A 16,751-nucleotide genomic window follows, 5' to 3' on the forward strand; every position below is an offset into this window, starting at 1 on the left:
TTTTATTGCTTTGGTGAGGTTTTCCCGCGTTCGCTCAAGCTTGGAAGCTTGGGCATAAACTGCGAAAAACCACTGCCGGGACGCAAACCCTCGCGCATGAAGAATGCTCTGAGTGGTGCAAAAGAACGCAGCATTTCAAGTCCCACGCCGCGTGCAATCTGTGCTGGCAGCATTGGTGACAGGAGCGACCGATTCAGCGCATCAACCGACCCTGTGCGGGCCAGAATGTCTGGGCGACGACCACGATCATAAGCGCGCATGACACGATCAGAACCCGGATCTGACGGATCACTCGCGATGGCCTTCACAAGCGTTTCCACATCGCGCGTCCCAAGATTAAGGCCTTGCGCACCGATTGGCGGAAACACGTGAGCAGCTTCGCCTATCAGCACAGTGCGCTTGGCAGCAAAAGCATACGGAACCAGACCAGACAGTGGCCATGCCTGCGGACGGACGTCCAGAGTGACCTTGCCCAGCATGGACTGCATCATTTCTTCGATGCGCTGCCCCAGTGCTTCATCACCAAGTGCGAGCAGCGTTTCTGCACGCCCTGGATTAACCACCCAGACGAGGCTGGATCGTTTACCCTTAAGCGGAACCTGTGTGAATGGGCCTTCCTCGGTGTGAAATTCGGTCGAGATGTTTTCATGATCGACCGTATGACTGAACGAAAGCACGACAGCTGTTTGCGGATAGCTCCAGCGGCGCGTGCGAATGCCTGCAGCCTCTCGTGCCGCTGAGTTGCGGCCATCGGCGGCAACAACAAGGCGCGTATGGAGCGTATCGCCGCCTGCAAGCGTGATTGTCACGTGGTCGTCGTTGTTGCGATATTCGATTGCCGGAAGCGTGATGCGTTCAATCGCTCTGTTTTTCTCAACCGCTTCCGCAAGCTTCTGATTGAGTGCTGCGTTTGGAATATTGTAGCCGAAAGCAACTTCGTCGATCTCGCCGGCACGAAATGTAACAGCTGGGCTGCGAATGAGGCGACGCGTTGCATCAACAATGCGCATGGAGGCGAGAGGGGCTGCTTCCGGAGCAATGTCGTTCCAAACGCCAATCTCATCGAGAAAGCGAATTGCAGGCATCATGAGTGCGGTCGTGCGGCGGTCGCTCTTGTCGGTTTCGGGGCCGAGCAATGCTGTCCGATAGCCTTTTGCGCTCAAAGCAAGTGCTGCCATCATCCCGGCTGGTCCACCGCCACTGATGACGATCTCGGTAAGGGGCTTCTCGACAACCACGTCATTCATCGTATTCTATCCTTCGCCAAAATGCTGGCCGAAAGCGATTCTTATTCGTTCTGTTTCAGCCCCACTTAACCGCAAATAGGCTGAAAAGGCCAATGTCGCGTTAATTAAAACCTAATCTTTGGTGGAATGAGGGCGGTTTTGTCTCATGACTTACTTGCTCTTTTCACCTTATTCGGGGAAAGCTTTACGCAAGATCACGGCTTTTTGGCTTGAAGCCTCAGAGTCATATTGGCTAACCCGCACCCGGCAGGATGAATGCTGGAAGATTGAGGGTAGCCTTCAAGAGAAATGGCGAACGGCGTGAAAACCAGACTGACCGGAAAATTAAAAGCGAAGAAGGTGACCGCGCCTCAGGCCAAGGCATTTTCTGTTCATCTTCTCACAGCATCAGGCTCGTTTCTGGCGTTTCTGTCAATTGTTGCAGCGAGTGATGGCCGCTACACTGCAATGTGGTGGTGGTTGGGTCTGGCTCTGTTCGTTGATGGCATTGATGGTCCGATCGCTCGCAAGCTCGAAGTCAAATATGTGCTGCCCAACTGGTCTGGTGAGTTGCTCGACAACATCATCGACTATGTGACTTACGTTCTGATACCGGCCTTCGCGCTTTACCAAAGCGGTTTTATGGGGACGAACCTGTCCTTCATATCTGGCGCAATTATTGTAGTTTCGAGTGCTATTTATTACGCCGACACGGGTATGAAGACGAAAGAGAACTTCTTCAAAGGGTTCCCGGTTGTCTGGAATATGGTGGTGTTCACGCTCTTCATCGTCAGGCCCGGCGAGTGGGAAGCCTTTGCCATCGTCGTTGCTTCAGCGATCCTCTCATTCCTGCCCATCAGCTTCCTGCATCCGGTGCGCGTGGTGCGTCTACGCCCATTGAACCTGACTGTCTTCCTTCTGTGGTGTGCTTTCGGTGCGGCAGGTCTGTATTACATGCTTGATGCGCCGCTCTGGGTCCGTGTCGGTATCACAGTGACCGGGCTTTATATCTACTTCATCGGTGCCATCATGCAATTCTTCCCCAATCTTGGTCGGACGGCTGCAGTGATTGCCGCTGAGGCTGCGGCTGCTACAGCATCGGCCCAAAAATCGGAATCGATTTTTGGAAAGCACGATGCGTAGGTTCAATAGTTTAGAGCGTCGTTGTGTAGCGACCAAGCGGCGCACGAGGTTATAGGAAAACAACGACTGGAGAAGCATCGTGATCAATGCAATTCGCGTCCATCAGACTGGTGGTCCTGACGTTCTGCAATATGAACAGATTGAAATTGGTGCGCCGGGTCCGGGTGAGGCGAAAGTGCGCCACGAGGCGATTGGCCTGAATTTCATCGATGTCTATTTTCGGACTGGGCTTTACAAGGCCGCTCAGATGCCGTTCATCCCCGGTAATGAAGGCGCAGGCACTGTCGTTGCTGTGGGTTCTGGCGTCGATAGTATCAAGGTTGGTGATCGCGTTGCCTATGCGGCGACACCAGGTTCTTATGCCGATGAGCGCATTCTTCCAGCTGATCGTTTGCTGAAAGTGCCGGAAACGATTGAGCTGAAGTCGGCCGCTGCGATGATGCTCAAGGGCATGACTGCGCAATACCTTCTGCGTCAGACCTTCGTCGTCAAACCCGGCCACACGATCCTGTTTCATGCGGCTGCAGGCGGCGTTGGGCTTATTGCAGGCCAGTGGGCCAAGCATCTTGGTGCGACTGTCATCGGAACGGCAGGTTCAGAAGACAAAGTCGCGCTTGCCAAGGCTCACGGCTATGACCATATGATCAACTATCGCACGGAAAACTTCGTCGAACGCGTCAAGGAACTGACCGGCGGCGAAGGTGTGGACGTCGTCTATGACTCGGTTGGGCGCGACACCTATATGGGCTCGCTCGACGTGTTGAAGCCGCTTGGCATGTTTGCCTGCTTCGGCCAGTCTTCTGGAACAATCCCGCCATTTGATTTGAACATTCTTGCGCAGAAGGGGTCGCTTTTTGCGACCCGTCCTACATTGTTCAACTATGTGGCGAAGCGCCCTGATCTGGAGAGAACCGCAAACGATCTCTTCGACGTTGTAGCAAGCGGTGCAGTTAAGATTGAAATCAATCAGTCTTACGCGCTCAAAGATGTGCGTAAAGCGCATGAAGATTTGGAAGCGCGCAAGACGACGGGCGCGAGTATTCTGCTCCCATAAGGATAACGAATTGTGCTTCGGCAATATCGGCGGTGTGCATATGTCCTCCGCCGATTTCTTTTTGGCTTTTCAATTGCGGTCTTGCTGGATAAGGTCTTAAAAAAATAACCTCGGGGAACAATGTCAGCGTCTTTATCCGACCGGCCTCTTTTAGATGTCCGCCGGCTCACAAAAGTATTTGGTCAACTCAGAGCCTGCGACGCGATAGATCTCGTCATTGCAGAGGGGGAAATTCACGCGCTTCTGGGCGAAAATGGCGCTGGGAAATCCACCTTCGTTAAAATGCTATTCGGTGCACTACAGCCGCTGGAGGGCGAAATCGTCTGGAAGGGAGAACGCGTGGCGATTATCCAACCCGCCACGGCAAGAAAGCTGGGCATCGGTATGGTTTTCCAGCATTTCTCCCTGTTTGACTCGCTGACTGCTGCCGAGAATATCGCATTGTCTCTTGACGGGGTACTGCCGCTTTCCGAAGTGGCGAAACGTGCGCGCGAGATCGGAAAAGCATATGGCCTGCCTATTGATCCGCAGGCTCATGTTGGTGATCTGTCGGTGGGTGAGCGCCAGCGTATCGAGATTGTGCGCTGTCTCCTGCAAGAGCCGGATCTGATCATTCTCGATGAGCCGACCTCAGTCTTGACGCCGCAGGAAGCTGATCGGCTGTTTGAGACGCTGGAGCGCCTGAAATCAGAAGGCAAATCGATCCTTTATATTAGCCATCGGCTGGAAGAGGTGAAGCGGCTTTGTGATCGCGCAACCGTGCTTCGTCATGGCAAGGTGGTCGCTCATTGCGACCCGCGAGAGCAAACTGCGGCGTCGCTTGCACGCATGATGGTCGGCAATGACATCAAGGTCGTAGCCCGCAAACCGATTGATGTCGTTGAAGCCACGGTTACTCCGTTGTTTGAAATCAAAAACTTGTCTCAGGCACCGCGCGGCCCCTTTTCGACCGCTCTCGACAATATCTCGCTTTCGGTAAAAGCAGGTGAAGTGGTCGGTATCGCGGGTGTGGCGGGCAACGGGCAAGGCGAGTTTTTTGAAGCTGTATCCGGCGAGTTTCTTCAATCGTCAGCTTCAGCCGTGCGTATTCGGGGCAAAGACGCAGGTAAACTCGGCATCAGCGAAAGACGTTTGATGGGTGCGGCCTTTGTCCCCGAAGAACGACTTGGCCACGGTGCTGTGCCATCCCTGCCGTTGACGGATAATCTCTTCCTGTCGCGCTATAAGACTGACGCGAAAGCGTTTTTGCGCGGTGGTAAACTAAAGCTGATTGCCGAAAGCGCGCTGCGTTCCGCTGCAAAGCGTATTATCGAAACGATGGATGTTCGCAAGAGCGCTGAAAACCCACCGGCTTCTGCACTGTCTGGTGGGAATCTCCAGAAGTTCATCATCGGTCGTGAACTCGATCGCGCTCCATCTGTCATGGTTGTGAACCAGCCGACATGGGGCGTGGATGCCGGAGCTGCTGCGCATATCCGTCAGGCACTGCTCGATCTGGCACGTTCCGGCTCTGCTGTTCTCGTCATTAGTCAGGATCTCGATGAACTGCTCGAAATCAGCGATCATATTGCAGTCATGAATCATGGCGCGCTTTCTTATCCCATGCCCATCGCCGAAGTGACGTTGGAAAAGATCGGCCTTCTGATGGGCGGTGTTTCCGGCGCGGATCAGGCAGGGGCAGCATAATGCGTATAGAACTGGTCAAACGGCCTCAGCCTTCAAAAATCTTTAGCGCAGTATCGCCTTTGCTGGCGCTGGCGCTCACGATGGTCTTTGGCGGACTTGCCTTTGCAATGATGGGAAAAGACCCGTTTCAGGCGCTTTACGTCTTCTTTGTCGAGCCGTTGCTTGATGTTTGGTCGTGGCATGAGTTGCTGGTCAAGGCGACGCCACTTATCTTGATTGCTGTTGGCCTTTGCGTGTGCTTCCTTTCCAATAACTGGAATATTGGCGCCGAAGGTCAGTTCATTATAGGTGCGATCACCGGCTCCATTCTGCCAGTCATGTTTCCAGAATTGCAGCTTTGGATCGTTCTTCCGCTTATGATGCTGATGGGTATGGCAGGTGGCGCCGCATATGCATCCATTCCGGCGCTGCTCAAAGTTCGTTTCAACACCAATGAAATTCTGACGAGCCTCATGCTGGTTTATGTCGCGCAGTTGTTCCTTGACTGGCTGGTGCGCGGACCCTGGCGCAATCCTGATGGCTACAACTTCCCGGAAACACGCCAATTCAATCCGAGTGCCGTTTTGCCGGAAATCTGGAGCGCATCAGGTCGCGCTCATTGGGGCTTCATCTTTGCAATCCTTGCTGCTGTGGCAGTGTGGTTTCTTCTCGCCAAAACGCTAAAAGGCTTTGAGGTCAAGGTCATCGGACAAAGCCCAAGGGCGGGGCGGTTTGCTGGCTTCAGCTCTGGCAAGCTGGTCTTCTTTGTCTTTGCTGTTTCAGGTGCGCTAGCGGGCCTTGCCGGTATGGCGGAAACATCTGGTGCCATCGGCCAGCTTCGTCCCGTGATTTCACCTGGTTACGGCTTTACGGCGATCATTGTTGCGTTCCTTGGCCGCCTTAATCCTCTGGGTGCCATAGCCGCAGGCTTTGTGCTTGCACTGTCTTATCTGGGCGGCGAGGCCGCACAGGTCGCCATTGGCATATCAGAAAAATCGGCCCGTGTGTTTCAAGGTATGATCCTGTTCTTCGTACTCGCCTGCGACACGCTCATCCATTATCGCATCCGCTTTGTAGCGGGCCGTTCAGCAGGGAAGGTGTGATCAATGGACCTGACACAGGCAATTCTTCTCACCATTGCAACCGCGGCAACCCCCCTATTGATCGCAGCAATTGGTGAACTTGTCGTCGAGCGCGCTGGTGTGCTGAATCTTGGCGTCGAAGGCATGATGCTGATGGGTGCGGTTTCGGGCTTTGCCGCCGCACAATACACAGGCTCGGCCTGGCTTGGCATGTTGGCTGCTATCTTTGTAGGCAGTCTCTTTTCAGGCATTTTTGCTTTTCTGACGCTGACTCTTGTAACCAATCAGGTTGCGACCGGTCTGGCGTTGACCATTCTTGGGATTGGCGCTTCAGCAATGCTTGGCGAAAGCTTTGTCGGTATGCCGGGTGTGCGGCTTAATGCAATCAGCATTCCATATCTTAGCGATATTCCTTATGTCGGCCGTTTCCTGTTCGGGCAGGACCCGATCTTTTATATCTCCATTCTGCTGGTTGTTGGGGTGACGTGGTTTCTGTTCCGCACGCGTGCGGGTCTGCAATTGCGTGCCATTGGTGACAGTCATGGCTCGGCCCATTCGCTCGGCGTGCATGTGGTACGCACCCGTTATCTTGCTGTGTTGTTTGGTGGTGCTTGCGCTGGGCTTGCCGGGGCGCAGCTTTCGCTCGTTTATGTGCCGCAATGGGTTGAGAACATGTCGGCAGGACGCGGCTGGATAGCGCTCGCGCTTGTTGTGTTCGCCTCATGGCGTCCGTGGCGCGTGCTGATCGGCGCTTATTTGTTTGGTGCAGTCACAATTGGCCAGTTGCACGCGCAAGCGCTTGGTTTCGGCCTGCCATCGCAGTTTTTGTCGGCCTTGCCTTATATCGCGACCATCGTGGTTCTGGTTATCATCTCACGCAACAGGCGTTTGACGATGATGAACACGCCTGCATCGCTCGGCAAGTCTTTCGTGCCAGACAGGTAACAGTTTTGAACGGCAGTCCGGCTCCCACGGGGTGCTGTTATATTTTGAGGGTGAAAAAGGAGCGCAGGGAACATGAAAAAGACGATGTTGGCAATCGCCACCGCGGCCAGCTTTATGCTTGGTGGGGCGGCACATGCAGAAGACAAGCTGAAGATCGGCTTCATCTATATCGGGCCTCCAGGTGATTTCGGCTGGACATACCAGCACGACGTTGCCCGTAAGGAGATGATCGAAGCTCTCGGTGACAAGGTCGAGACGACTTTCCTCGAAAACGTGCCCGAAGGCGCGGATGCTGAACGCTCGATTGAGCGTCTGGCGCGTGCAGGCAATAAGTTGATCTTCACAACCTCTTTCGGTTACATGGACCCGACACTCAAAGTGGCGGCCAAGTTCCCGGATGTGAAGTTTGAGCACGCAACCGGCTACAAGACTGCAGACAACATGTCGGCATACAATGCGCGCTTCTATGAAGGACGCTATGTACAGGGCCAGATTGCTGCCAAGCTGTCGACCAAGGGCGTTGCAGGCTACATCGCGTCGGTCCCTGTGCCGGAAGTCGTACAGGGCATCAATGCATTCATGCTCGGCGCACAGTCGGTCAATCCAGACTTCAAGGTCAAGGTCATCTGGGTCAATTCCTGGTTTGATCCGGGCAAGGAAGCGGATGCTGCTAAAGCTCTCGTCGATCAGGGTGTAGACATTCTCACCCAGCATACGGATTCGACCGCACCGATCCAGGTTGCGCATGAGCGCGGCATCAAGGCATTCGGTCAGGCTTCGGACATGATTAAGTTCGGTCCTGAAACCCAGCTTACGGCAATCGTTGATGATTGGGGCCCATACTATATCGACCGTGCCAAGGCAGTTCTTGACGGTTCGTGGAAGACTCAGAACATCTGGTGGGGCATGAAGGAAGGCCTCGTGAAGATGGCGCCTTACACCAACATGCCTGATGACGTTAAGAAAATGGCTGAAGAAACTGAAGCCAAGATCAAGTCGGGTGAACTTAAGCCGTTCACTGGCCCGATCAAGAAGCAGGACGGCTCCGAGTGGCTCAAGGAAGGCGAACAGGCTGACGACAAGACCTTGCTCGGTCTGAACTTCTACGTTGCTGGCGTTGACGACAAGCTGCCGCAATAAGCTGTGACGCATTTAAACAAAGAAAAGGGCGCTTCAAGCGCCCTTTTTTGTTTTTTTGAACGCAGTGCGATCCCCGTTTTACTCCAATAGGACTTGTGCCCTAAAGCGACAATTTCATACCTTCATGACTGTCAACGAAGCCGAGCGACTTGTAGAAACGTATAGCATCGGAACGAGATTTATCGGTCGTAAGTTGTACCAGACCGCAGTCGTGTTCGCGACATTGTTCAATTGCCCATTCAATCATTTGCCTACCGATGCCGCCGCCACGTGTGTCACTGGCGATGCGCACATTTTCGATTTGCCCGCGCCACATGCCTTTGCGCGATAGCCCCGGGATGAAGCTGAGCTGTAAGCAGCCGATTATTTTTCCACCATGCTCGACGACGACGAGTAATTGGTTGGGGTCGCCATCTATGGCTTTAAACGCATCCGTGTAGCATCGGTTCAGCGGACTGCTGTTGTCCTCGCGAGTGGCCCCCAGAGCGTCATCCGCAAGCATGGCTACAATTGCCGTAAGATCAGCGTCAATGGCTTTGCGAATGGATATGGTGGAATCGATCATTGGAAATTTCCACAGGCTTGGATTCTGAAAAAACAAACTTATGCGTTCGCATACCGTTACGAAGGCCAAAACAAATAAAAAGCCGGAGCAAAGCCCCGGCTTAAAGTTTCGCTCAACCGAACTTATTCGGCTGCGTCGGCAGGTGCTGCGTTGAGCATGCCGTAACGTTCTTCGCCAATCTTGGCGAGCAGATCGAGCTGGGTTTCGAGGAAGTCAATGTGACCTTCTTCATCTGCCAGAAGCTCGTCAAAAAGCTGCTTGGAAACATAGTCACCGAGTTCATCGCAGATTTCGCGGGACTTCTTGTAGGATGCGCGAGCGTCGTATTCGCCCTTAAGATCGCATTCCAAAACTTCCTTGACGTTCTGACCGATGCGCAGTGGCGCAACCTGCTGCAGGTTCGGATGGCCTTCAAGGAAGATGATCCGGTCGATCAGCTTGTCCGCATGCTGCATTTCTTCGATGGATTCTTCACGTTCTTTCTTAGCAAGACGCGTGAAACCCCAGTCGTTGAGCAGACGATAGTGCAACCAGTACTGGTTTACTGCGCCAAGTTCGAGAAACAGTGCCTCGTTAAGCCGCTCGATGACCTTTGGTTCGCCTTTCATTCCATGAACTCCCGAATTTGTCTCGTAGAGAACGCACACGATCCATGAACAGGACCACGTTTTCGTCCATTTGGTTGTGACGAAGATGGTATTCTTCGGTCACCCTTATGATCGTTTCTACGACGTTTGGGAAGCAGCCACAGCAGCGACCGCTCTTGGACATGGCGTTATAGACGGTACCAGGAACAATTAATCGCCAGCAGTCTTCATCGAGAAGCTGTGTGACGACGATCTCAATATCTTTTTCGGTAATAACGTTACAGCTGCAGACTAGCATGAAAAGTAAACTCCAGCATCTGCAATGCGCTGTGATTGTATAAAGTTCACAATGCGGAGTGACACACCTTGTTCGTTGCTATTTTCATCGTTAAAAATATAGCGTGTCGCATCCATTTTTACTTCAGTATTGGCAAAATTCCGTGTTGAACCGAACAAAGGTTCCTCCAATCGCAGGGGTTAAAGGCCCGAACATCAAAGGTAGACTTAGGCAAGTCTTTAAAACCCACCAATTTAAGTCAGGTTATGGCGGGGGAGGAGTGGTTCTGTCAAATTTTATGTTTTTGAAACGTTCTAAAAATCAACAACTTAGAATTATTCTAAATATGAGTTAAGCACCCATCTTTAAACGTTAATTAGACTTTTACATGGGTAAAACAGGGCGGTTATTGCCCTGCTTCAAACTTATGCGCTATTTCGCCGCACGATGTGGAAAACATCACGTGAGAGTGGTTCAAACGCCTTCAACGGCCTCGAATCCCTCGAACTGTGGTGGCCCCGCATAGAGCGGCTTATTGTTGCCTGCGTTGCGGTGAGCATTGCGGAATTGTTCGGACTTTGTCCAGAAGACGAAATCATCACGTGTGCGCCAGACAGTGTGGGAAGAATAGAGCGTATAGCCTTCTTCTTCATTGGTCGCGCCACGCAGCAGATTGAAGCTTTCAAAGCCCGGAAGCTCGGAGAGCTGGGAATCGCGGTTTCTCCAAACGGTCTCGAAATCGGCTTCATTGCCGACGAGAACCTTAAAGCGATTCATTGCGATGAACATTGCTGATCCTTTTCTTTACAAAGATGGACTGGCTAAAAAATTTTACAGAACAATTGCACAGATGTTCTGCCTTGTCCTGTTGGTTTTCCGGCGAGTGCGGTGGTAGGGCCCGCACTCGCCGCGCCGCATCTTGGGATATGAAGGCCACAGCCGCGGTCAGAGATGGGTGGACTTCGTAGACACGACGATCAGTGTTCGGGAGGTCGTAACCTCCCGAAAAGTGTTAGAACTTCTGCGTTAGCGATACTTTGAAGTATCGGCCTGCTTCTGAGTAACGCTCAGTCACGTTAGCTAAGCTGTTGACGTTCATAGCGTTGTAATAGGTCTTGTCGAATACGTTGTAGACGCCAGCCTGGAGACGTGTGCCGTTCAGTTGCTTTGGCTCCCACCAACCCGTCAAATTGACGAGACCATAGCCTGGCAAACGACGTGTTTGTGTCCCGGTTTGGGTTGAAATGGTCTGATTGACGTAGGCTGCTGCGACAACGCTGGTGTCAACGCCCCAGGTTTCAGTATTGTAGCCTACACCGAACACACCCTTGAAGGGCTGTGATGATGCCAATGGAATATTGTCATCCAGGTTCATAGCCTTCGCATAAGCCAACGTACCATGCACGTTGAAGCCGTTTACGAAGTTATGGTGCGCTTTTACTTCAATACCGGCAATCCGTGCCTTGTCGAGGTTACGATACTCGGTCAGACCCAATGGGAATTGGGCTGTACGGGTGGTCACGGTATCTATGAAATCACTGTAGCGGTTCACGAATGCCGTGATCTTGCCGCCCGAATTCTGATCGCCAAAGTTTGCGCCGACATCAATGCCGTAACCCTTTTCAGGGTTAAGGTTAGGATTGCCGATCGTGCCATAACCGGCAGACAGGTAGGTGACATAAAGCTGATCAACTTCCGGGGCTTTATAAGTCGTGGATATCTGCGCAAATAGCTCAAGATTTGATGTGGCTTGCCACGAGAAGCGAAGCTTTGGCGAAATACGGCTGTCTGAATTGTTGGCATATCCGCTAATTGAATCTGGTTCATACTTGAACCAGTCAAACCGTACGCCCGGAGTGATTGCGAAAGGCGTATCACCGATTTCGATCCGGTCTTCAGCAAACAGGCCCAGACGATAGGAATCCACATCTGGTGTGTCCGCCTGATTGATATGCAGGAATGGGCAGACGCGCTGCAAATCAGAAGGCGTAGCAGTGCCACGGATACAAGCGTCATCGCCGGTCATAGATTGCGTGTTCTTTCCGATACTGAAGTCACCGCCAATAGTCAGCGAGTGAGACAATGTACCGGTATCAAACCCGAGGTTTGCATAACCGCTGGTGCCGTAACGCTCATCCTCTAGTTTATAGCTACGGCTGTAAGGTCCAGCTACCGACCCGCGACGTACTGTATCTGTCTCATAAGAGCGCGTCATCCGCTGCCAGTAGACAGTTGCCCAGGCATTGTTTACGAGGCCGTCATTCTGGCTTTCATAACGATAATCCAGCGATACGCGATCACGATCGTTCTTGCGACCTTGGTTATAGTTCCGATTGTCGTAGGTCGTCCCAGCATCAGAATTCAAATTGGTATCAGAGTCATAACGATTGCGTTCAGCCGTTATGCCGATGGTGTGCCCACCTTCGAGCTCCTGGCGCAGCTTGAACATGAGATTGCTGCGATCATAATCTTTCGGATCGGCCTCGGTGCGTGCTGCACCATATCCACCGATGTCTCCAGTGCCCTGAATTTCATGGCCGCGCTTGTACGAGCCTTGAAACAGAACAGACGTGTTCTGAATTTTTTGTGCAACAGCACCAGAACTGATGAAAGCTCTGTCCGAGCCATCATAGGTCAGCTTGACGAGACCGCCAAATGCCTTACCGGGAGCGAGCAGATCTTCAGGTTCCAATGTCTTAAGCGCAACTGCGCCACCCATAGCCCCTGAACCAAGGCGGCTGGCATCCGCGCCATATAAGACGTCAAATGCGGAGAGAGCGGAAATGTCATATGCATCGCTTCCGCCGCCATTTACATCAGTGCGGACCGCCGCATCTAGATAAGGAATTGGAATGCCGTCAATGGTCGTCAGTACGCGATCATCCTGAAGGCCACGAATATTTACGCTGCCAGTTGTCGTGTTTACAGCAAGACCTGGCTCTAGCGTGTTGCTCAAATCGTTGACAGAATCGATGTCTTTTTTGCGGATTTCGTCAGCAGTTGTGACGTTTGCCAAAGGTGTATCCGAAACCGATCCCTTTGTTCCGCGTGTATTCTTGATAGTAATAGGTTTCAGCTCGACGCCGTTGCTTTCAGTCGCTGCAGTTTGTTCCTGCGCGTATGCACTCGACGCCATTGCCAGAATTACGACTGCGAGACTGGTGCTCGCCAAGAATGACCGCTTCTGTTCCCCATTTATTGCCCGCATTGCCTAGTATCTCCTGAAGGACAAAGCAAAATTCTCACGCCCCGCCGGAGGTGAGAAAGTTAAATTTCTCAATAGGTTACATCCTCCCCATCCCGAGGGGAGTGACAGCGCTGGCTGGAAGGAGAAACCTTCGGGCTTGCTCTGGAAAAACAAGAATTAAACTTGACTCGTTTAATCCAGTAAGGCAGTGATTATTAAACATGACTTTAGATGTCAACTAATGATTTGGTCGACATTCGGTCAGTTAACAAGACGGCTCCATAACTGGCGCAGAGGCAGAAAAATGAACAGGCGTATTCACATCGACATGCAGGTGCGGTTGCCGCGGGAACGCGTCTCCAGCCGCATGCCCGAAATCCAGTCCCGCCTTGCAGCGGACGGACAAATAAAAGCGCGCACTTCTGAATCTCCGCTAGAGCCGCAGCTCCAGACTTATGGCAGCCGTGAACTCTTCAACGGTTCCCGCGAAGTGGCGATAGAGCATGGCGGCTCTCTCTATCGTTTGAAGATCACCCGTCAAGGCAAGCTCATCCTGAACAAATAGGCAAACAACAGATGACGACCCAGACCAAGCCCTCCCCAGAGCAGATACTCAAGGCACGGGCAGATAACCCGAAAATGCGCGAGCGTGATTTCGCTCAAAGTCTCGGGGTAGCAGAGGCCGACTTCATTGCGGCTTACACCGGTGCAGAAGCTGAAAGCTCGATCTCAGCGCGCCGCATCCGTGCAGATGTGGAAACCTTGCTCAAACATGCGCCTTCGCTTGGCGAAGTCATGGCGCTGACGCGCAATGAAAGCGCCGTGCATGAAAAGATTGGCCCTTTTGAAAAGACGATATGGGGGCCGCATGCGTCCCTTACGCTTGGTAAGGAAATCGATCTCCGTATTTTCCCAAAACATTGGGTCCATGGTTTTGCTGTAGCAAAGCTTGATGGTGAACATATTCGCCGCAGCTTGCAGTTCTTTGATGCTTCAGGCGAAGCCGTTCACAAAATTCATCTTCGTCCGGCGTCCAATCTGGAAGCCTATGAGCAGCTCGTTTCGGAATTGCTGCTTGACGATCAGAGCCCTGCGATCGAAACGAAGCCTACTGCTGCAAAGCCAGAAAAAGCTGACGTTTCTGCGATCGACGCCGATGCATTCCGTGAACGCTGGGGCTCTCTGACTGATGTTCACCAGTTTGTCGGTCTCTTGAAAGACTTTGGTGTTGATCGTCATCAGGCCGTACATCTTGCCGGACAGGACTTTGCCTGGCGCGTTGATCTCTCTGCAGTTGAAGCCATGATGAACCACGCCGTTCAGGAACAGATTCCAATTATGTGCTTTGTCGGCAGCCGTGGCTGCATTCAGATCCACACTGGCAAAATCGCAGAAATCAAGATGATGGGTCCGTGGCTCAATGTGCTTGATCCAACGTTTCACTTACACCTGCGCGCCGACCACATTGCTGATGCTTGGGTCGTCCGCAAGCCCACGAAAGACGGTCATGTCACTTCGCTCGAAGCTTATGACGCCAATGGTGAACTGATCATTCAGTTCTTCGGTGAGCGTCATGAAGGTGAAGTTGAACTTGCTGACTGGCGCATGATTGCCGAAAATCTCCCGCGTCTGCCGCAGTCGACCGCTGCTTAAAAGGCAGCCAAGCCTTTGTTTTAAAGTGCAGTCCGGAAGTGTCTCTCACTTCCGGACTGCACCTCGAACCATAGTTTTTACGCATGACTTTGGCGGATCCTCGGTTCCTAATTTTCCGCGATGTGCTTTAGGGAAACAGAACATGTCAATTATTTCATCGAGCATCGGGCGCTGTGCGGCCTTGGCTGTGCTGGCTGCTTCAGTTGCCTTTGGCGGAACTGCAAATGCCGATACGGTTGAGAAAATCGCCGATACATCGCGACTTGTCTCCGTCGGTGGTGCGGTGACCGAAATCGTCTATGCACTTGGTGCAGGCGATAAGCTGGTGGCTCGCGATCAGACCAGCACTTATCCAGAAGAAGCTCGAAAGCTTGTTGACGTGGGTTATATGCGTCGCCTGTCGCCAGAAGGCGTTCTCTCGGTCAACCCTACTGGTATTTTATTATCGGAAGGAAGTGGCCCACCGGAAACACTGGAGGTGCTTAAGAAAGCTACTGTTCCGATCGCTATGATTCCTGACGATCACACTGCGAAGAGTGTGATTGAGAAAATTGAGATGGTCGGTAAAGCGCTTGGACTTGAAGATAAGGCCAAAGCGCTTGCAGCAGACGTGTCGCGTGATCTGGAAACCGCGCAGAAAATCTCTGCTAACCAGAACCCGCGCAAGCGCGTGCTGTTCATCATGTCGGCGCAGGATGGACGCATCACCGCGTCTGGGACTGGCACGGGTGCTAATGGCATTATCACCCTTGCTGGTGGTGTGAATGCAATCGACTCTTATCAGGGTTATAAGCAACTCACTGATGAAGCTGTCGAAAAGGCCGCACCTGATTTGATCCTCACCATGGGTATCGGCAAGGACAGTGTACAGAAAGAAGACCTTCTGAAGAACCCGGTGCTTGCCAGTTCCCCAGCAGGGCGTAGCGGCAATATTGTGCAGATGGATTCACTGTATCTGCTTGGTTTTGGCCCCCGCACGGGGGCAGCCAGCCGTGAGTTGTCAGAAAAGCTCTATGGCAAGCAGGCCGCTAATTAAAGCATGTGTCTGCCGAGCGAAAATGCGGGCAGGTATCGCGCGGAAATCCGCAATGAGGGCATATCGAAATGACCAGCCAAGATCGCGCAGCAAATCCGGAAGGCTTTGCCGTGCTTGATCAAGCCACCAGCAAGCATGTCGGAGATCGCTCAGTGCGAGCCCGTATGGCTATTGTAATTCTTGCTATAGCGCTTTGCCTGACGGCACTTTTTAGCCTGACAGCGGGTGCGTCGGACGCTTCTGTTCTAAGCGTCATGCGTGCGCTCGTTTTCGGTACGCAGGAAAGCGTCGAGGTATTCCGGCGCGACCATCTGATCATCATGGAAATACGTTTGCCACGTATCATCATGGGAATATTGGTGGGCGCCGCGCTTGCAGTTTCGGGGGCAGTTATGCAGGGACTGTTCCGCAACCCTCTTGCTGACCCGGGTCTTGTCGGCGTTTCCGCCGGCGCCAGCCTGGGTGCCGTGTCGATGATTGTTCTCGGTGGAACAGCGCTCGCTCCGATTTATCTGCTGCTCGGCCTTTATGCCTTGCCACTCGCGGCATTTTTGGGCGGGCTTATCACCACGCTTCTTCTTTATCGCGTGGCTACCCGACGTGGACGCACATCAGTAGCAACGATGCTTTTGGCCGGTATCGCCCTTGGTGCGCTCACAGGCGCTGCGACAGGCGCGCTTGTCTATATTTCCGACGACCGCCAGCTGCGTGACCTGACGTTCTGGGGACTTGGCTCGTTGGCCGGGGCTACATGGGGCAAAATTGGAACTGCCGGTCCGATCATTGCAGTTGTTCTGGTCGCAACACCGTTTCTGGCGCGCGGTCTTAATGCTTTAGCCTTGGGTGAGGCTGCAGCCGGGCATCTTGGCATTCCTGTGCAGCGCATCAAGAACGTAGCAATTGTAACGGTGGCGGCTGCGACCGGTGCAACGGTGGCCATATCCGGTGGTATCGGCTTTATCGGTATTGTTGTTCCGCATATGCTGCGTTTGAGCATCGGGCCGGATCATCGCTATCTGTTGCCTTCGGCAGCACTTCTCGGCGCCATCATGTTGCTGCTTGCTGATGCTGTGAGCCGAACGATCGTCGCACCTGCGGAATTGCCCATTGGCATCATTACGGCAGTCTGTGGCGCTCCGTTTTTCCTCTGGATATTGCTGCGTCAGCGCGGTGTTCTTGATCTGTGAGGCA

General features: G+C 52.9%; 16 protein-coding genes. 10 read left to right on the plus strand and 6 right to left on the minus strand.

Annotation, left to right across the window (positions count from 1 at the left end):
* Positions 1-2: 2 nt before the first annotated feature.
* Complete coding sequence (locus tag CES85_RS00850) at positions 3-1,247, minus strand: UbiH/UbiF family hydroxylase (protein ID WP_095444195.1); 1,245 nt, start codon at positions 1,245-1,247, stop codon at positions 3-5.
* A gap of 288 nt (positions 1,248-1,535) precedes the next feature.
* Here CES85_RS00850 and pcsA point away from each other — a divergent pair, with 288 nt between their 5' ends.
* The 6 genes from pcsA (at position 1,536) to CES85_RS00880 (ending at position 8,255) form a co-directional block, all read left to right on the plus strand.
* Entirely contained in the window at positions 1,536-2,369 is an 834-nt protein-coding gene (gene pcsA, locus CES85_RS00855) for a phosphatidylcholine synthase (RefSeq protein ID WP_095444196.1), read from the plus strand.
* Positions 2,370-2,448: 79 nt separating this feature from the next.
* Positions 2,449-3,423, plus strand: coding sequence for a quinone oxidoreductase family protein (locus CES85_RS00860; protein ID WP_095444197.1), 975 nt, complete (start codon positions 2,449-2,451; stop codon positions 3,421-3,423).
* A gap of 120 nt (positions 3,424-3,543) precedes the next feature.
* Positions 3,544-5,109: an ABC transporter ATP-binding protein gene (locus tag CES85_RS00865; protein ID WP_095444198.1), complete on the plus strand. Its 1,566-nt coding sequence runs from the start codon at positions 3,544-3,546 to the stop codon at positions 5,107-5,109.
* A complete protein-coding gene (locus CES85_RS00870; protein ID WP_095444199.1) occupies positions 5,109-6,191 on the plus strand; it encodes an ABC transporter permease in 1,083 nt (360 codons plus the stop codon). Before CES85_RS00865 ends, CES85_RS00870 begins: the two co-directional genes overlap by 1 nt.
* A gap of 3 nt (positions 6,192-6,194) precedes the next feature.
* Positions 6,195-7,115 (plus strand): ABC transporter permease, encoded by a 921-nt coding sequence (locus tag CES85_RS00875; protein ID WP_095444200.1) that lies wholly within the window; start codon positions 6,195-6,197, stop codon positions 7,113-7,115.
* A 72-nt stretch (positions 7,116-7,187) separates the two neighbouring features.
* Complete coding sequence (locus tag CES85_RS00880) at positions 7,188-8,255, plus strand: BMP family ABC transporter substrate-binding protein (RefSeq protein WP_095444201.1); 1,068 nt, start codon at positions 7,188-7,190, stop codon at positions 8,253-8,255.
* A gap of 100 nt (positions 8,256-8,355) precedes the next feature.
* Here the strand turns inward: CES85_RS00880 and CES85_RS00885 are convergent, their stop codons facing one another.
* The 5 genes from CES85_RS00885 to CES85_RS00905 form a co-directional block, all read right to left on the minus strand.
* On the minus strand, positions 8,356-8,820 hold the full coding sequence (locus CES85_RS00885; RefSeq protein WP_095444202.1) for a GNAT family N-acetyltransferase: 465 nt from the start codon (positions 8,818-8,820) through the stop codon (positions 8,356-8,358).
* A gap of 122 nt (positions 8,821-8,942) precedes the next feature.
* Positions 8,943-9,428: a bacterioferritin gene (bfr, locus tag CES85_RS00890; RefSeq protein WP_095444203.1), complete on the minus strand. Its 486-nt coding sequence runs from the start codon at positions 9,426-9,428 to the stop codon at positions 8,943-8,945.
* Entirely contained in the window at positions 9,394-9,705 is a 312-nt protein-coding gene (locus tag CES85_RS00895; protein ID WP_084486986.1) for a (2Fe-2S)-binding protein, read from the minus strand. Before CES85_RS00895 ends, bfr begins: the two co-directional genes overlap by 35 nt.
* Before the next feature lie 453 nt (positions 9,706-10,158).
* Positions 10,159-10,473: a heme-degrading protein HmuQ gene (gene hmuQ / locus CES85_RS00900; protein WP_095444204.1), complete on the minus strand. Its 315-nt coding sequence runs from the start codon at positions 10,471-10,473 to the stop codon at positions 10,159-10,161.
* Between the two features lie 223 nt (positions 10,474-10,696).
* The gene (locus CES85_RS00905; RefSeq protein WP_157743383.1) at positions 10,697-12,856 is read right to left on the minus strand and encodes a TonB-dependent hemoglobin/transferrin/lactoferrin family receptor; all 2,160 of its coding nucleotides are present in this window, start codon (positions 12,854-12,856) and stop codon (positions 10,697-10,699) included.
* A gap of 319 nt (positions 12,857-13,175) precedes the next feature.
* On the opposite strand from CES85_RS00905, the gene hemP reads away from it, so the two are divergent.
* The 4 genes from hemP to CES85_RS00925 all read left to right on the plus strand — a co-directional run bounded on the left by hemP (position 13,176) and on the right by CES85_RS00925 (position 16,747).
* Positions 13,176-13,436, plus strand: a complete 261-nt coding sequence (gene hemP, locus CES85_RS00910; protein ID WP_024900274.1) for a hemin uptake protein HemP — start codon at positions 13,176-13,178, stop codon at positions 13,434-13,436.
* 11 nt (positions 13,437-13,447) lie between these two features.
* Positions 13,448-14,524 carry a hemin-degrading factor gene (locus CES85_RS00915; RefSeq protein ID WP_095444206.1) on the plus strand — a complete coding sequence of 359 codons (1,077 nt, stop codon included), beginning with the start codon at positions 13,448-13,450 and terminating at the stop codon, positions 14,522-14,524.
* A 142-nt stretch (positions 14,525-14,666) separates the two neighbouring features.
* Positions 14,667-15,560 carry a heme/hemin ABC transporter substrate-binding protein gene (locus CES85_RS00920; RefSeq protein ID WP_095444207.1) on the plus strand — a complete coding sequence of 298 codons (894 nt, stop codon included), beginning with the start codon at positions 14,667-14,669 and terminating at the stop codon, positions 15,558-15,560.
* A gap of 68 nt (positions 15,561-15,628) precedes the next feature.
* Positions 15,629-16,747, plus strand: a complete 1,119-nt coding sequence (locus CES85_RS00925; protein WP_095444208.1) for a FecCD family ABC transporter permease — start codon at positions 15,629-15,631, stop codon at positions 16,745-16,747.
* Positions 16,748-16,751 lie beyond the last annotated feature (4 nt).

Source organism: Ochrobactrum quorumnocens, assembly GCF_002278035.1.
GTDB classification, from domain to species: domain Bacteria; phylum Pseudomonadota; class Alphaproteobacteria; order Rhizobiales; family Rhizobiaceae; genus Brucella; species Brucella quorumnocens.